The sequence below is a fragment of the Pseudomonas sp. NPDC089996 genome (assembly GCF_044748405.1).
GTDB lineage: Bacteria > Pseudomonadota > Gammaproteobacteria > Pseudomonadales > Pseudomonadaceae > Aquipseudomonas.
In genome coordinates this window covers 174871-188300 of record NZ_JBIVGA010000008.1, presented here as the reverse complement: position 1 = coordinate 188300, position 13430 = coordinate 174871, and the positions used below count along the sequence as shown (strand labels likewise).

The window sequence follows — 13430 nt, the reverse complement described above, 5'->3', positions numbered from 1 at the left end:
ACAAGAGACCGCGATCCCTTGTAGGAGCGGCCTTGTGTCGCGAAAGGGCTGCGCAGCAGCCCCAAACTCAAGTCAGTTCTCGTCGCGGATCGAGAAGTTGGCCATGTGCTCCAGGCCTTTGATCAGCGCCGAGTGGTCCCAGTTGCCGCCACCCAGGGCCTGGCAGGTGTTGAACACTTGCTGGGCGTTGGAGGTGTTGGGCAGGTTGATGCCCAGTTCCTTGGCGCCTTGCAGGGCCAGGTTGAGGTCCTTCTGGTGCAGGTTAATGCGGAAGCCCGGGTCGAAGGTGCCTTTGATCATGCGCTCGGCGTGCACTTCGAGGATCTTCGACGAAGCGAAGCCGCCCATCAGTGCTTCACGCACCTTGGCAGGGTCGGCGCCGTTCTTGGCGGCGAACAGCAGGGCTTCGGCTACGGCCTGGATGTTCAGGGCGACGATGATCTGGTTGGCGACTTTGGCGGTCTGGCCGTCACCGTTGCCACCGACGCGGGTGATGTTCTTGCCCATGGCTTCGAACAGCGGCTGGGCGCGCTCGAAGGCTTTCGGGCAGCCACCGACCATGATGCTCAGGGTCGCGGCCTTGGCGCCGACTTCACCGCCGGACACCGGGGCGTCCAGGTAGGCGGCGCCGGTGGCCTTGATCTTCTCGGCGAAGGCTTTGGTGGCGGTAGGGGAGATCGAGCTCATGTCGATCACCACCTTGTTCGGGCCCACGCCTTCGGCGACGCCGTTTTCACCGAACAGGACGCTTTCGACCTGCGGAGTGTCCGGGACCATGACGATGATGAACTCGGCTTCCTGGGCCACTTCTTTCGGGTTGGCCAGGGCCACCGCGCCAGCGGCGATCAGGTCAGCCGGGGCAGCGTCGTGGTGGGTGGAAACAAAGATGCTGTGGCCTGCTTTCTGCAGGTTCTGCGCCATGGGCTTGCCCATGATGCCGGTGCCGAGGAAACCGATTTTAGCCATGAGAAATTACCTCTTTTATATTTGTTCGCGTTCCCGGTGGGAGCGGTGATTCAGATCGCGTTATGCGTTTTCAGCCAGCCCAGGCCTGCTTCGGTGGTGGTCAGCGGCTTGTACTCCGCGCCCACCCAGCCCTGGTAGCCGATGCGGTCCAAGTGTTCGAACAGGAACCGGTAGTTGATCTCGCCAGTGCCTGGTTCGTTGCGGCCCGGGTTGTCGGCCAACTGCACGTGGTTGATCAGCTTCAGGTTGGCTTCCAGGGTGCGAGCCAGGTCACCTTCCATGATCTGCATGTGGTAGATGTCGTACTGCAGGAACAGGTTGTCGCTGCCGACTTCGGCCTGGATTTCCAGCGCCTGCTTTGTGGTGTTCAGGTAGAAGCCCGGGATGTCGCGGGTGTTGATCATTTCCATGACCAGGCGAATCCCGGCGGCCTTGAGCTTGTCGGCGGCGTAGCGCAGGTTTTCCACGAAGGTCTTGCGTACGTCGGCGCACTGCAGGCCTTGCGGGCGAATGCCGGCCAGGGCGTTGACCTGGGTGTTGCCCAGCACCTTGGCGTATTCGATGGCCTTGTCGACACCGGCGCGGAACTCCTCGATGCGGTCGGGGTGGCAGGTGATGCCGCGCTCACCTTTCGACCAATCGCCCGCGGGGAGGTTGAACAGCACCTGGGTCAGGCCGTGGGTGTCCAGCTGCTGCTTGATTTCGGCTGCGCTGAAGTCGTACGGGAAGAGGTATTCGACGCCGCTGAAGCCAGCGTCGGCGGCAGCCTTGAAGCGGGCCAGGAAGTCCTGTTCGGTGAACAGCATGGACAGGTTGGCAGCGAAGCGAGGCATGTTGTGTCTCCTTGCGATGAAGGCCCCCGGCGCACGCGCACCGGGGGCGTCAGGCGATCAGTCGAGCATCGAGATGGCGGTTGGCGCGTCGTTGCCGACCAGGGCCAGGTCTTCGAATTCGTTGACCGCGTTGATCTCGGTGCCCATGGAAATGTTGGTCACACGCTCGAGGATCACTTCGACCACGACCGGCACGCGGAACTCTTCGGCCATCTTCTGTGCCTTGAGCAGGGCAGGGGCGATTTCAGCCGGCTCGAACACACGGATGGCCTTGCAGCCCAGGCCTTCGACCACGGCGACGTGGTCGACACCGTAGGTGGCAGCGTCGGTCGAGTTGATGTTCTCGAACGCCAGTTGTACACAGTAATCCATGTCGAAGCCACGCTGCGCCTGACGGATCAGACCCAGGTAGGCGTTGTTCACCAGCACGTGGACGTACGGCAGGTTGAACTGCGCGCCAACGGCCAGTTCTTCGATCATGAACTGGAAGTCGTAGTCACCCGACAGCGCGACGACCTTGCGTTTCGGGTCGGCTTTGACAACGCCCAGCGCGGCAGGGATGGTCCAGCCCAGCGGGCCGGCCTGGCCGCAGTTGATCCAGTGGCGTGGCTTGTACACGTGCAGGAACTGCGCGCCGGCGATCTGCGACAGGCCGATGGTGCTGACGTAGGTGGTGTCCTTGCCGAACACTTCGTTCATTTCCTGGTACACGCGCTGCGGCTTGACCGGGACGTTATCGAAGTTGGTCTTGCGCTGCAGGCTCGCCTTGCGCTGCTGGCAGTCTTCCAGCCAGGCTTTGCGGCACTTCAGCTTGCCAGCGGCTTTCCACTCGCGGGCCACTTCGAGGAACACGTCCAACGCCTTGCCAGCGTCGGAAACGATACCCAGGTCCGGTGTGAATACACGGCCGATCTGGGTCGGTTCGATGTCCACATGCACGAACTTGCGGCCTTCGGTGTAGACGTCGACGGAACCGGTGTGGCGGTTAGCCCAGCGGTTACCGATACCGAATACCAGGTCGGACTTGAGCATGGTCGCGTTGCCGTAGCGGTGCGAGGTCTGCAGGCCGACCATGCCGACCATCAGTGCGTGGTCGTCAGGGATGGTGCCCCAGCCCATCAGGGTCGGCACAACCGGTACGCCGGTCAGTTCGGCGAACTCGACCAGCTTGTCGCTGGCATCGGCGTTGATGATGCCGCCACCGGCTACCAGCAGTGGGCGCTCGGCGTCATTGAGCAGGGCCAGGGCTTTCTCGGCCTGTACGCGGGTAGCGGACGGCTTGTTGATTGCCAGTGGCTCGTAGGCGTCGATGTCGAATTCGATTTCGGCCATCTGCACGTCGAACGGGAGGTCGATCAGCACTGGGCCAGGGCGACCGGTGCGCATTTCGTAGAAGGCCTTCTGGAAGGCGTAAGGCACTTGGCCTGGCTCCAGAACGGTGGTGGCCCACTTGGTCACCGGCTTGACGATGCTGGTGATGTCGACAGCCTGGAAGTCTTCCTTGTGCAGGCGGGCGCGGGGCGCCTGGCCGGTGATGCAGAGGATCGGGATGGAGTCGGCCGAGGCGCTGTACAGGCCGGTGACCATGTCGGTGCCGGCCGGGCCGGAGGTACCGATGCACACGCCGATGTTGCCTGGGTTGGCGCGGGTGTAGCCCTCGGCCATGTGCGAGGCGCCTTCGACGTGACGAGCGAGGACGTGATCGATGCCACCGACTTTCTTCAGGGCCGAGTACAGCGGGTTGATGGCAGCCCCCGGGATGCCGAACGCGGTATCTACACCTTCACGGCGCATGACCAGAACGGCTGCATCGATTGCTCTCATTTTGCTCATGGTTTGTGCCTCATTGATTTTGTAATTGTATACAACTTGCTTTGTGCCAGAGTGTATTCATGGCTGGCCGCTCAGGTCAACGGGTTTTCGTCGGACAGAGTCGCTTTCGTTCGAGCGCCCGTGAAAACGGCGGCTTGCGATCTCGCATACGATCGTTTCAATTTATTGTATACAAAAATAGATTCAGTTGTGTTCTATTGGCTTATCGGTTTTTTACCTGCCCTCAGGGCTTCTCACAACAAGAAGAGGACCTTTCCATGAACGCTTTGAACCTGAAAGTCGCTGTCAGCCTGGTGAACGCCGCGCTTGCGGCCGGCCGCAAGATCAATGCTGCGCCCCTGACCGTGGCCGTGCTCGATGCCGGCGGGCACGTGCTGGCCTTGCAGCGCGAGGATGGCGCCAGCCTGATTCGCCCGGAAGTGGCCACCGGCAAGGCCTGGGGAGCGATTGCCCTGGGCAAGGGCTCGCGCTTGCTGGCGCTGGACGCGCAGCAGCGGCCGGCGTTTTTCGCGGCGTTGAACGGGTTGGGCGAGCGGCCGGTAGTGCCTGCGCCGGGTGGGGTGCTGATTCGTGATCAGGACGGCAAGGTGATGGGCGCGGTGGGGATCAGCGGCGATACGTCGGATATCGACGAGCAGTGCGCGATCAGTGCGATCGAAGAGGTGGGGTTGAAGGCGGATGCCGGGGTAGCGGCGTAGGGTCTGAAAATGCGGGGGCCGCTTTGCGGCCCTTTCGCGACACAAGGCCGCTCCTACAGGGGATCGCGTTAATCCTGTAGGAGCGGCCTTGTGTCGCGAAAGGGCTGCAAAGCAGACCCGTTGGCCCTGTCAGGCCGCTTCGGGCTCACAGCCCTTGAGCACCATGCGGATGATGGTATCGGCCGCAGCATCGTAATCGCTGTCGGCCAGCTTGGCCTTGCCGGTCACTGCCGAAATCTGCCAATCGAAATCGGCATAGGTCTGGGTCGCAGCCCAGATGCTGAACATCAGGTGGTGCGCATCGACATGGGCGATCTGCCCGCGATCTATCCAGCGCTGGATGCACTCGATGTTGTGCCGGGCCTGCTCGTTCAGCTGCTCCACCTGCTTGGGCGACAGGTGCGGTGCGCCATGCATGATTTCGCTGGCGAACACCTTCGAGGCATGCGGCAGGTCACGCGAAATGCGGATCTTCGAGCGGATGTAGGCACTCAACACTTCTTTCGGATCACCGTCGGCATTGAACGGCGTGGACGCCTCCATGATCGGCGCGATGATGCTCTCCAGAACCTCGCGGTAGAGGTTGTCCTTGGACTTGAAGTAGTAGTACACGTTCGGCTTGGGCAGGCCGGCCTTGGCGGCGATGTCACTGGTCTTGGTGGCGGCGAAGCCCTTGTCGGCGAATTCTTCACTGGCTGCGCGCAGGATCAGCTCCTTGTTGCGCTCGCGAATGGTGCTCATGTCAGGGATCTTCCTCGTATATGGCCACCTCTAAGAGGGATCGGGCATGGTAGCACCGCGCCCGACGGGCGCTCAAGGCAGCGGCTTTGGGCTAGAATCCGGCACATTGACTCATTTGGATACAGCAAACATGGCAGGAAGCAGTCTACTGGTACTGATCGACGACATCGCCACGGTGCTCGACGATGTTTCGCTGATGACCAAGGTCGCCGCGAAAAAGACCGCGGGCGTGCTGGGGGATGACCTCGCGCTCAATGCCCAGCAGGTCACCGGCGTGCGCGCCGAGCGCGAGATCCCGGTGGTGTGGGCGGTGGCCAAGGGGTCGCTGGTGAACAAGGCGATCCTGGTGCCTGCGGCGCTGTTGATCAGTGCGTTCATCCCCTGGGCGGTGACACCGTTGCTGATGCTCGGTGGCGCTTACCTGTGCTTCGAGGGCTTCGAGAAGCTCGCGCACAAGTTTCTGCACAGCAAGGAAGAGGATGACGCCCAGCACGAGGCGCGCAAGGAGGCCGTGGCCGATGCCAGTATCGATCTGGTGGCATTCGAGAAAGCCAAGATCAAGGGCGCTGTGCGTACCGACTTCATCCTGTCGGCAGAAATCATCGCGATTACCCTGGGGATCGTCGCCGACTCGCCGCTGACCCAGCAGATCATCGTGCTGTCGGGCATTGCGGTGGTCATGACCATCGGGGTGTATGGGCTGGTGGGCGGCATCGTCAAGCTTGACGACCTGGGGTTGTGGATGACCCAGAAAACGTCGAGCCTGGCCCGCGCTGTCGGCAATGGCATCCTGCGTGCCGCGCCCTACATGATGAAAAGCCTGTCGGTGATCGGCACTGCGGCGATGTTCCTGGTCGGGGGCGGGATTCTGGTGCATGGCATTGCGCCACTGCATCATGCCATTGAAGCCTTTAGCGAAGGGCGGGGTGGGGCGTTGACCGGAGGGCTGCTCAATGGTGGTGTCGGGGTTGTGGCCGGTGCCGTGGTGCTTGCGTTGGTGAGCGCAGTGGGGAAGGTGTGGCGGGCGTTACGGCCAGCCTAATGATGCGGCATGGCCGGGGCTTTGCCCCGGTTCGCGGGTGAACCCGCTCCCACAAGGGCCTGCGCGGTCCCTGTAGGAGCGGCTTCAGCCGCGATGGGCCGCAAAGCGGCCCCACTGATCAGAAGTGCACTTTCACCAGGAAGCTCATGGTGTTCTGGTCGGTAGTGAACGCATCGCTGTCCTTGATGCCGTACTTGTTCTTCCAGTAGTCGTACTCAACACCCACGTACAGCTGCTTTTCACCCAGGTGCAGCGCCTTGCCCAGGTCATACTTGATCTGCGGGTTGAAGTGCAGGTTGGCGTGGTAGGTGCCGCGACGGTTCTCGTCGTTGTCCACCACCCAGTCCATGAAGCCATCGATCAGCACGTCGGAATCGCCAACCGGGATGGTGTAGGACCATACCGGGGTGATCTGCCAGACGTTGTCGCCTGCACGGCTGCCGTCGGTGGTGCGGTTGTAGAAGTTCAGCTGGAAGTAGTCGAAGCCGGGGATGGCCAGGTCGAAGCCCGGGCCGATCAGATACGACTCGGTGTCACCCTCGCCGAACTCGTAAGTCATCGCCAGCAGCACGTCCTTGACTGGGCCGAACTCGATCTTCTGGTCGAAGATCTTGTTGAACGACAGGCGCGGGCTGACTTCACCGTAGTAGGTGTTGGGGCCGTTGCCCGCGTCCTTCTGGCCCTGGTAGAAGATCTTGTCGACGAAGATGAAGTTGTCGCCGTACTTCCAGCCATCGGCGTGTTCGAAGGTAACGGTCTGCTGGATCGCCGGGTTGACCTTGAAGTTCTTGCCCCACAGGTAGGTCAGGCTGTTGTTCTGCCACTGCAGCAGGTCGCCGGCGAAGGTGGTGCCGCAGGCCAGCAGGCCGCCCGCGAGAATCAGGCTGTTGATGGTACGCATTGCGAGTGTCGCTCCCTTGATTGATCTGTTGTCAGCGCTCGGTGTTGGCGCTGTTTTTGTCTTTTGAGTCAGCTTTTTTCGATTGGCCACAGCTGTTTGGCAAGTGTCGCGCCAACTTTTTCCGCGTTAGCTGCAACCTTCCTGCTCGACTCGTTCTGAACGGATGAAAATGGGTGTTTCAGGCTGGCAACACGTTGGCCAACCGCCCGAATTCATTGACTGAGCGGTCAGTAAACGCGGGCAGAATCCCTCCTGCCCCGATCGAGGGGGCGCGCAGATTACTGGCTTGCGCGCCGCGCCTCAAGTGCTCCGTCCTGGAGCACAGTGATTCAAACTTGAGCGTTTGGTCAATATTTTAGAAATGTACCTTGATCAGCGCACTGGCGACACTCTGGTTGCTCTCCAGATTGCCGCGGCTGTCGATGCCGTACTTGTCTTTCCAGTAGCTGTACTCAAAGCCGACGTAGAGCTGCTTGGCGCCCAGGTTCAGCGCCTTCCCCAGGTCGTATTTGACCTGCGGGTTGAAGTGCAGGTTGGCGTGGTAGGTGCCGCGGCTGTTCTGGTCGTTGTCGGGGACCCAGTCCATGTAACCGTCAATCAGAATGTCCGATCTGCCCACCGGGATGGTGTACGACCAGCCGGGGGTGATCTGCCAGACATTGTCGCCCGGGCGGCTGCCTTCGGTGTTGCGTACATAGAAGTTCAGCGTGAAGTAGTTGAAGCCGGGGATGTCCAGATCGAAGCCGGGGCCGATCAGGTAGGCCTCGTTGTCGCCTTCGCCTCGCTCGTAGGTCATGGCCAGCAGCACATCCTTGACCGGGCCGAAGGCGAGCTTCTGGTCGAAGATCTTGCCGAAAGACAGGCGCGGGCTGAACTCGCCGTAATAGGTGGTCACGCCTTTGCTGGCGTCGGGCTTGCCGTTGTAGAAAATCTTGTCGACGAACATGAAGGTGTCGCCGTACTTCCATTTGTTGGCGTGTTCGAAGGTGATGGTCTGCTGGATATCGGGGTTGACCTTGAAGTCCTTGCCGTACAGGTACGTCAGGCTTTCGCCATGCCACAGCAGCCAATCGCCTGCGTGCGCGGGGAGGGTGGCCAGCAGGCTGCTGCCCAGCAGCAGGGACGTGGTGATGCGCTTCATGTTGTGATTCCCGGACTTATTGTTTTTGTTTGGGTTTATTCGGCGCGCAGGCGCCCCGAGCGGCCCATTCCGGCGGGCCGACGGTGAAGCGGTTACTGCGGAAAACGAGCAGGGGCGGCAAACTGCGCCGCCCCGACCAAGGCTCAATGCTGGTGGCAGGCGTCGTTATGCACGGCGCGCTCGGCACCACCGAGGATGTTGAACAGCACGTTGAGTACCAGGGCACTGACCGTGGCCATGGCGATCCCGCTGTGGGTGATCGGTTCCATCCATTGCGGCATCTGCGCGAAGAACTCCGGCTTGACCACGGGGATCAGGCCAAAGCCGATGCTCACCGCCACCAGCAGCTGGTTGCGACGATCGCCGATGTCGGCTTCCTGGAGGATCTTGATCCCGGTGGCGGTGACCATGCCGAACATGGCGATGGACGCGCCGCCCAGTACCGCAGGCGGGATCGAGGCAATCAGGTAGGCCGCCTTGGGCAGCAGGCTGAGCAGGATCAGCAGTGCACCCGCCGTAACCGTGACGTAACGGCAGCGCACGCCAGTCATCTGCACCAGGCCGATGTTCTGGGCGAACGAGGAGTGGGTGAAGGTGTTGAAGAAGCCAGCGACGAACGACGCACCGGCATCGCACAGCAGGCCGCGACGCAACATCCCGGGGGTGACTTCGCGATCAGTCACCTTGCCCAGGGCGAGGAACATGCCCGTGGACTCGACGAAGATGATCACCACCACCAGGCACATCGACAGGATCGGCGCCAGGCTGAAGGTCGGCATGCCGAAGTGCAGTGGCGTGACCACTTGCAGCCACGGCGTATCGCCCAGACCAGACAGGTCGACCATGCCGATGGAGCCGGCCAGGATGTAGCCCAGGCCCATGCCCACCAGCACCGACACGTTGACCCAGAAGCCGCGCATGAAGCGGTTGATCAACAGGATGACCGCCAGCACCAGGCCGGCCACCAGCAGGTAGATCGGCGAACCGAAGGTTGCAGCGCTCTCGCCGCCACCGGCCCAGTTGACCGCCACCGGGAACAGCGACAGGCCAATCGAGGTGATCACCGTACCGGTGACCAGCGGCGGGAAGAAACGCACGACCTTGGACATGAACGGTGCCATCAGCATGCCGAAGAACCCGGCAGCGATAGTCGCGCCGAAGATCCCCTGCAGGCCGACGCCCGGCATGCCGGCCATGGCCACCATGCTGCCGACGGCAGCGAAGCTGGCACCCATCATCACCGGCATGCGGATCCCGACCGGACCGATACCGAACGACTGGATGATGGTGGCGACACCGGCGACCAGCAGGTCGGCGTTGATCAGAAAAGCGACTTCTTCACGGGACAGACCCGCGGCCTGGCCGATGATCAGAGGGACGGCGATCGCCCCGCCGTACATCAATAGCACGTGTTGCAAGCCAACCAGGATCAGTTGGAACAGGGGCAGAGGCTGTCGCGGCGGCGCAACTGGAATGTACGCCTTGCGTGACTCGGACATGCAGCACCTCGAGTTTTGTTTTTATTCTCGGATCCAAGCGCCAGTCGCATACGGCAGGCCCGGTGGCGGCAGCCTGGGGTTCCCGCATGCAGTCGAACGCTCGATGCTTGCTTGTTGCATGAATCTATAAGGGCGAGGCCGGGGTTGCCGGCCTCTTGCGGCGCAAGGCCGCCCCCGCCCGGGCGCGCGGACGCCCAGGCAGGAGAGGGTGGATCAGTTGACCTGGGCGCCTTTGGCGATCCAGTCACCGACGAGCTTGCGCTCTTCGGCAGTCATCTGGGTGATGTTGCCCAGCGGCATGATCTGGCTGGCGACCGCTTGCGCCTGGATGCGCGCGGCCTGGGCCTGGATCTGCTGCGGGGTGTCGAACATCACGCCGGCAGGTGCTGCGCTGAACAGTGGGCTGGTCGGTTTCGACGAGTGGCACACGGTGCAGCGTTCCTGGATGACGTTGTGGATCTTGTCGAAGCTGCCACCGGCGGCCTGCGCGGTCGCCTGGGCCGGGGCCTCGGCTGGTGCGGCTGGGGCTTCGGCGGCCTTGGCAGCTTCCTCGGCGCGCAGCTCGGCGGCGGTCTTGCCGCCTACGGCGGTGGCTGGCAATGGCTGGTACTCGACCTTCGCCGCGGCCTGCTCAGGGCTGACTGCCATCGGCTTGGGACCGGTGACATAGGCCAGGCAGATCATCGCCAGGGCACCGACCGGCAGGGTCCAGGCGTACTTGTTGCTGTCGTGGCGGGTGTTGAAGTAGTGGCGAATCAGAACCGCGGCTACTGCGATACCGGCCAGGATCAGCCAGTTGTACTGGCTACCGTAGGTGCTCGGGAAGTGGTTGCTGATCATGATGAACAGCACCGGCAGGGTGAAGTAGTTGTTGTGACGCGAGCGCAGCAGGCCCTTGGCCGGCAGTACCGGGTCAGGGGTCTGGTTGTTCTCGATCGCCGCCACCAGCTGGCGCTGGGCCGGCATGATGATGCGGAACACGTTGCCGACCATGATGGTGCCGATGATCGCGCCGGTGTGCAGGTACGCACCACGGCCGCTGAACACCAGGCTGAAGCCGAAGCAGGCAGCGATGATCAGGACGAACAGCACGGCACCGAGCAGGGCAGGGTGCTTGCCCAGCGGCGAGTCGCACAGGAAGTCGTAGATGAACCAGCCGGCCACCAGCGAGCCGATACCGATGGCCACGCCTTCAGCACCGCTGAGGGTGCTGCCGGGTGCCAGCAGGTACAGGGTCGGGTTCCAGTAGAACACCACGCACAGCAGGGCGATACCGGACATCCAGGTGAAGTAGGCTTCCCATTTGAACCAGTGCAGGTTCTCGGGCATTTTCGGGGGTGCGAGCTTGTATTTCTCCAGGTGGTAGATACCACCGCCGTGAATTGCCCAGAGATCACCCGACAACCCATCGCGCGGGTTGCTTCGGTTCAGGTGGTTCTCCAGCCAGACGAAGTAGAACGATGCACCGATCCAGGCGACACCGGTGATCATGTGAACCCAGCGAATGCTCAGGTTCAGCCATTCGTGAAGGTGTGCTTCCACAGTATGTACCTCTGCCGATCACCGTGAACGATGACCGACCTTTTCTTATTGGTGGGGATTGAGGATCAGCATCTGTTCCTCGGTGAAGTAATGCTCATCGCAGTTGTTGCCAGAACCACTGCGATCAACCACCAGGAAGTCATCCCGCTTTTCGATCGTCAGCACCGGGTGGTGCCAGACGCCGCGATGGTAATTGACGCCCTGCCTGCCGTTACTACGGAAGGCACGGACCAAGCCTGATACAGGTGCATCGCCAACCGGCGCGACCACGATCAGAAAGGGGTTGCCGAGCAGCGGGATGAAAGCCTGGCTGCCCAGCGGATGGCGCTCCAGCATGCGCACGGTCAGCGGCATGTCCAGCGCGTCGGCGCGGAAGATGCTGATGATCGCCTTGTCTTCAGGCTCGGCGGTCTCGACCGTGGCGAGCTTGTGAAAGCGCATGGTCGAGCCGTTGTTGATCATGAAGTGGTCGCTGCCATCGGTTTCGATCACGTCTCCGAATTCGGCGAAGGCTTCTTTGGTCAGGGGCTCGATCATCAGGGTGCGCATGCGGTTATCTCTTCTGTTGTTCGTTTTTCTGAAATAGGGTTCGGCTGTTGCTTACAGCTGCAGCAGGCGGAACAGGGCGATCAGGTTGATCTGCGCCAGGGCTTCCTTGAACTCCGCATCGGTGTCGTTGTGGATGCGTTTTTCGAAGGCGGCGAGGATCTGGTGCCGGTTGCTGCCTTTGACCGCCATGATGAACGGGAACTGGAACTTGGCCTTGTAGGCGTCGTTCAGTTCGGTGAACCGGGCGAACTCTTCGGCGGTGCACTCGTGGATGCCGGCGCCGGCCTGTTCGTTGGTGCTCGATTCGGTCAGCTCGCCCTGGATGGCGGCCTTGCCGGCCAGGTCCGGGTGAGCGTTGATCAGCGCCAGCTGGTCGGCGTGGTTGGCGCTGAGCAGGATGTCGCTCATGCGCTGGTGCAGTGCCTCGATCTCGTCCAGTTCGCCCAGTTGGCCCAGGTCGTAGGCTTTTTCGGCGACCCACGGCGAGTGCTCGTAGATGTCGGCGAACACCTTGACGAAGGCGTCACGGTCCAGGGCGGAGGGCTTGAGGGTCTTGAAGGCGGTCATCAGGCGTTCTCTTTCTTGTACGGGTGGGTGGCGTGCCAGTGGCGGGCGATGTCCACGCGACGGGCGAACCAGACCTGGTCATGGCTCTTGGCGTAATCGACGAAGCGCTTGAGCGCAGCCAGGCGCGCCGGGCGGCCGACCAGGCGGCAGTGCAGGCCGATGGACAGCATCTTCGGCGCTTCGGCACCTTCGGCGTAGAGCACGTCGAAGGCGTCTTTCAGGTACTGGAAGAACTGCTCGCCGCAGTTGAAGCCCTGCACCTGGGTGAAGCGCATGTCGTTGGTGTCGAGGGTGTAGGGGATCACCAGGTGCGGCTTGCCGGTGGGGTTGTTCGGCTCCCAGTAGGGCAGGTCGTCGTCGTAGGTGTCGCTGTCATAGAGGAAGCCACCTTCCTCCATCACCAGGCGGCGGGTGTTCGGGCCGGTGCGGCCGGTGTACCAGCCGACCGGGCGCTCGCCGGTGAGCTCGGTAAGGATGCGGATGGCTTCGAGCATGTGCTCGCGCTCCTGGGCCTCGTCCATGTTCTGGTAGTCGATCCAGCGGTAGCCGTGGCTGCAGATCTCGTGGCCGGCTTCGGCCATGGCGCGGATCACGTCGGGGTGGCGCTGGGCGGCCATGGCCACGGCGAAGATGGTCAGCGGTACGCTGCTGTCCTTGAACAGCTTGAGCAGGCGCCACACGCCGGCGCGGCTGCCGTACTCGTACAGCGATTCCATGCTCATGTTGCGCTGGCCCTGCAGCGGCTGGGCAGCAACCATCTCCGACAGGAAGGCTTCGGACTCTTTGTCACCGTGCAGAATGTTGCGTTCGCCGCCTTCTTCGTAGTTGAGGACGAAAGACAGCGCGATGCGAGCGTTGCCCGGCCATTGCGGGTGAGGAGGGTTGTTGCCGTAACCGATCAGGTCGCGAGGGTAGTCAGCGCTCACTGCAGTCTTCCTTCTTGTGTGTTGGTGCGGGGTGGGCGTGCCGCGTCGGGATGTCGCACCACCGGATGGGCTGATTGTATACAACTTCTGAAATCTTTTGTAAGCCTGTTTTTCCGCATTTCTTCCCTTTTGTCGCTTGAGAATGGGTTGCAAGAAACCTGCCTGATTGGTCAGCTAATGGCATTCACGTCC

13 protein-coding genes are annotated in these 13430 nt (G+C 62.0%); 2 read left to right on the top strand and 11 right to left on the bottom strand.

Annotated elements, in window-relative coordinates; translation table 11 throughout:
- Positions 1-72 precede the first annotated feature (72 nt).
- Genes ACIPW4_RS16230 through gcl form a run of 3 tightly spaced genes read right to left on the bottom strand, consistent with a single transcriptional unit; the run spans position 73 to position 3632 of the window.
- Positions 73-966 (bottom strand): 2-hydroxy-3-oxopropionate reductase, encoded by an 894-nt coding sequence (locus ACIPW4_RS16230; protein WP_400659422.1) that lies wholly within the window; start codon positions 964-966, stop codon positions 73-75.
- A gap of 50 nt (positions 967-1016) precedes the next feature.
- Entirely contained in the window at positions 1017-1799 is a 783-nt protein-coding gene (hyi, locus tag ACIPW4_RS16225) for a hydroxypyruvate isomerase (protein WP_400659420.1), read from the bottom strand.
- A 57-nt stretch (positions 1800-1856) separates the two neighbouring features.
- Positions 1857-3632 carry a glyoxylate carboligase gene (gcl, locus tag ACIPW4_RS16220; protein ID WP_400659418.1) on the bottom strand — a complete coding sequence of 592 codons (1776 nt, stop codon included), beginning with the start codon at positions 3630-3632 and terminating at the stop codon, positions 1857-1859.
- Positions 3633-3889: 257 nt separating this feature from the next.
- Here gcl and ACIPW4_RS16215 point away from each other — a divergent pair, with 257 nt between their 5' ends.
- A complete protein-coding gene (locus ACIPW4_RS16215; RefSeq protein ID WP_400659416.1) occupies positions 3890-4330 on the top strand; it encodes a heme-binding protein in 441 nt (146 codons plus the stop codon).
- Positions 4331-4459: 129 nt separating this feature from the next.
- Here the strand turns inward: ACIPW4_RS16215 and ACIPW4_RS16210 are convergent, their stop codons facing one another.
- Complete coding sequence (locus ACIPW4_RS16210) at positions 4460-5071, bottom strand: TetR/AcrR family transcriptional regulator (RefSeq protein WP_400659415.1); 612 nt, start codon at positions 5069-5071, stop codon at positions 4460-4462.
- Positions 5072-5201: 130 nt separating this feature from the next.
- On the opposite strand from ACIPW4_RS16210, the gene ACIPW4_RS16205 reads away from it, so the two are divergent.
- Positions 5202-6113 carry a DUF808 domain-containing protein gene (locus ACIPW4_RS16205; RefSeq protein WP_400659413.1) on the top strand — a complete coding sequence of 304 codons (912 nt, stop codon included), beginning with the start codon at positions 5202-5204 and terminating at the stop codon, positions 6111-6113.
- Between the two features lie 118 nt (positions 6114-6231).
- On the opposite strand, the gene ACIPW4_RS16200 is transcribed toward ACIPW4_RS16205, so the two are convergent.
- From ACIPW4_RS16200 to puuE, 7 genes are all read right to left on the bottom strand, one after another.
- A complete protein-coding gene (locus ACIPW4_RS16200) occupies positions 6232-7014 on the bottom strand; it encodes an outer membrane protein OmpK (protein WP_400659411.1) in 783 nt (260 codons plus the stop codon).
- 355 nt (positions 7015-7369) lie between these two features.
- Positions 7370-8155, bottom strand: a complete 786-nt coding sequence (locus ACIPW4_RS16195) for an outer membrane protein OmpK (RefSeq protein ID WP_400659409.1) — start codon at positions 8153-8155, stop codon at positions 7370-7372.
- A 143-nt stretch (positions 8156-8298) separates the two neighbouring features.
- Entirely contained in the window at positions 8299-9654 is a 1356-nt protein-coding gene (locus ACIPW4_RS16190; protein ID WP_400659407.1) for a nucleobase:cation symporter-2 family protein, read from the bottom strand.
- A 213-nt stretch (positions 9655-9867) separates the two neighbouring features.
- Positions 9868-11196: a urate hydroxylase PuuD gene (locus tag ACIPW4_RS16185; RefSeq protein WP_400659405.1), complete on the bottom strand. Its 1329-nt coding sequence runs from the start codon at positions 11194-11196 to the stop codon at positions 9868-9870.
- A gap of 45 nt (positions 11197-11241) precedes the next feature.
- Complete coding sequence (locus ACIPW4_RS16180; protein ID WP_167065432.1) at positions 11242-11745, bottom strand: ureidoglycolate lyase; 504 nt, start codon at positions 11743-11745, stop codon at positions 11242-11244.
- Positions 11746-11796: 51 nt separating this feature from the next.
- On the bottom strand, positions 11797-12312 hold the full coding sequence (uraD, locus tag ACIPW4_RS16175) for a 2-oxo-4-hydroxy-4-carboxy-5-ureidoimidazoline decarboxylase (RefSeq protein WP_103446552.1): 516 nt from the start codon (positions 12310-12312) through the stop codon (positions 11797-11799).
- Entirely contained in the window at positions 12312-13238 is a 927-nt protein-coding gene (puuE, locus tag ACIPW4_RS16170) for an allantoinase PuuE (protein WP_400659402.1), read from the bottom strand. The genes uraD and puuE overlap by 1 nt, the downstream gene beginning before the upstream one ends.
- Positions 13239-13430: the final 192 nt, after the last annotated feature.

Excerpts from the sequence above, each read along its gene's own strand:
- ACIPW4_RS16210 (WP_400659415.1), bottom strand. The coding sequence starts at position 5,071 with ATGAGCACCATTCGCGAGCGCAACAAGGAGCTGATCCTGCGCGCAGCC.
- ACIPW4_RS16180 (WP_167065432.1), bottom strand. The coding sequence starts at position 11,745 with ATGCGCACCCTGATGATCGAGCCCCTGACCAAAGAAGCCTTCGCCGAA.
- uraD (WP_103446552.1), bottom strand. The coding sequence starts at position 12,312 with ATGACCGCCTTCAAGACCCTCAAGCCCTCCGCCCTGGACCGTGACGCC.
- hyi (WP_400659420.1), bottom strand. The coding sequence starts at position 1,799 with ATGCCTCGCTTCGCTGCCAACCTGTCCATGCTGTTCACCGAACAGGAC.
- ACIPW4_RS16200 (WP_400659411.1), bottom strand. The coding sequence starts at position 7,014 with ATGCGTACCATCAACAGCCTGATTCTCGCGGGCGGCCTGCTGGCCTGC.
- ACIPW4_RS16190 (WP_400659407.1), bottom strand. The coding sequence starts at position 9,654 with ATGTCCGAGTCACGCAAGGCGTACATTCCAGTTGCGCCGCCGCGACAG.
- ACIPW4_RS16205 (WP_400659413.1), top strand. The coding sequence starts at position 5,202 with ATGGCAGGAAGCAGTCTACTGGTACTGATCGACGACATCGCCACGGTG.
- ACIPW4_RS16230 (WP_400659422.1), bottom strand. The coding sequence starts at position 966 with ATGGCTAAAATCGGTTTCCTCGGCACCGGCATCATGGGCAAGCCCATG.
- gcl (WP_400659418.1), bottom strand. The coding sequence starts at position 3,632 with ATGAGCAAAATGAGAGCAATCGATGCAGCCGTTCTGGTCATGCGCCGT.
- ACIPW4_RS16215 (WP_400659416.1), top strand. The coding sequence starts at position 3,890 with ATGAACGCTTTGAACCTGAAAGTCGCTGTCAGCCTGGTGAACGCCGCG.
- ACIPW4_RS16195 (WP_400659409.1), bottom strand. The coding sequence starts at position 8,155 with ATGAAGCGCATCACCACGTCCCTGCTGCTGGGCAGCAGCCTGCTGGCC.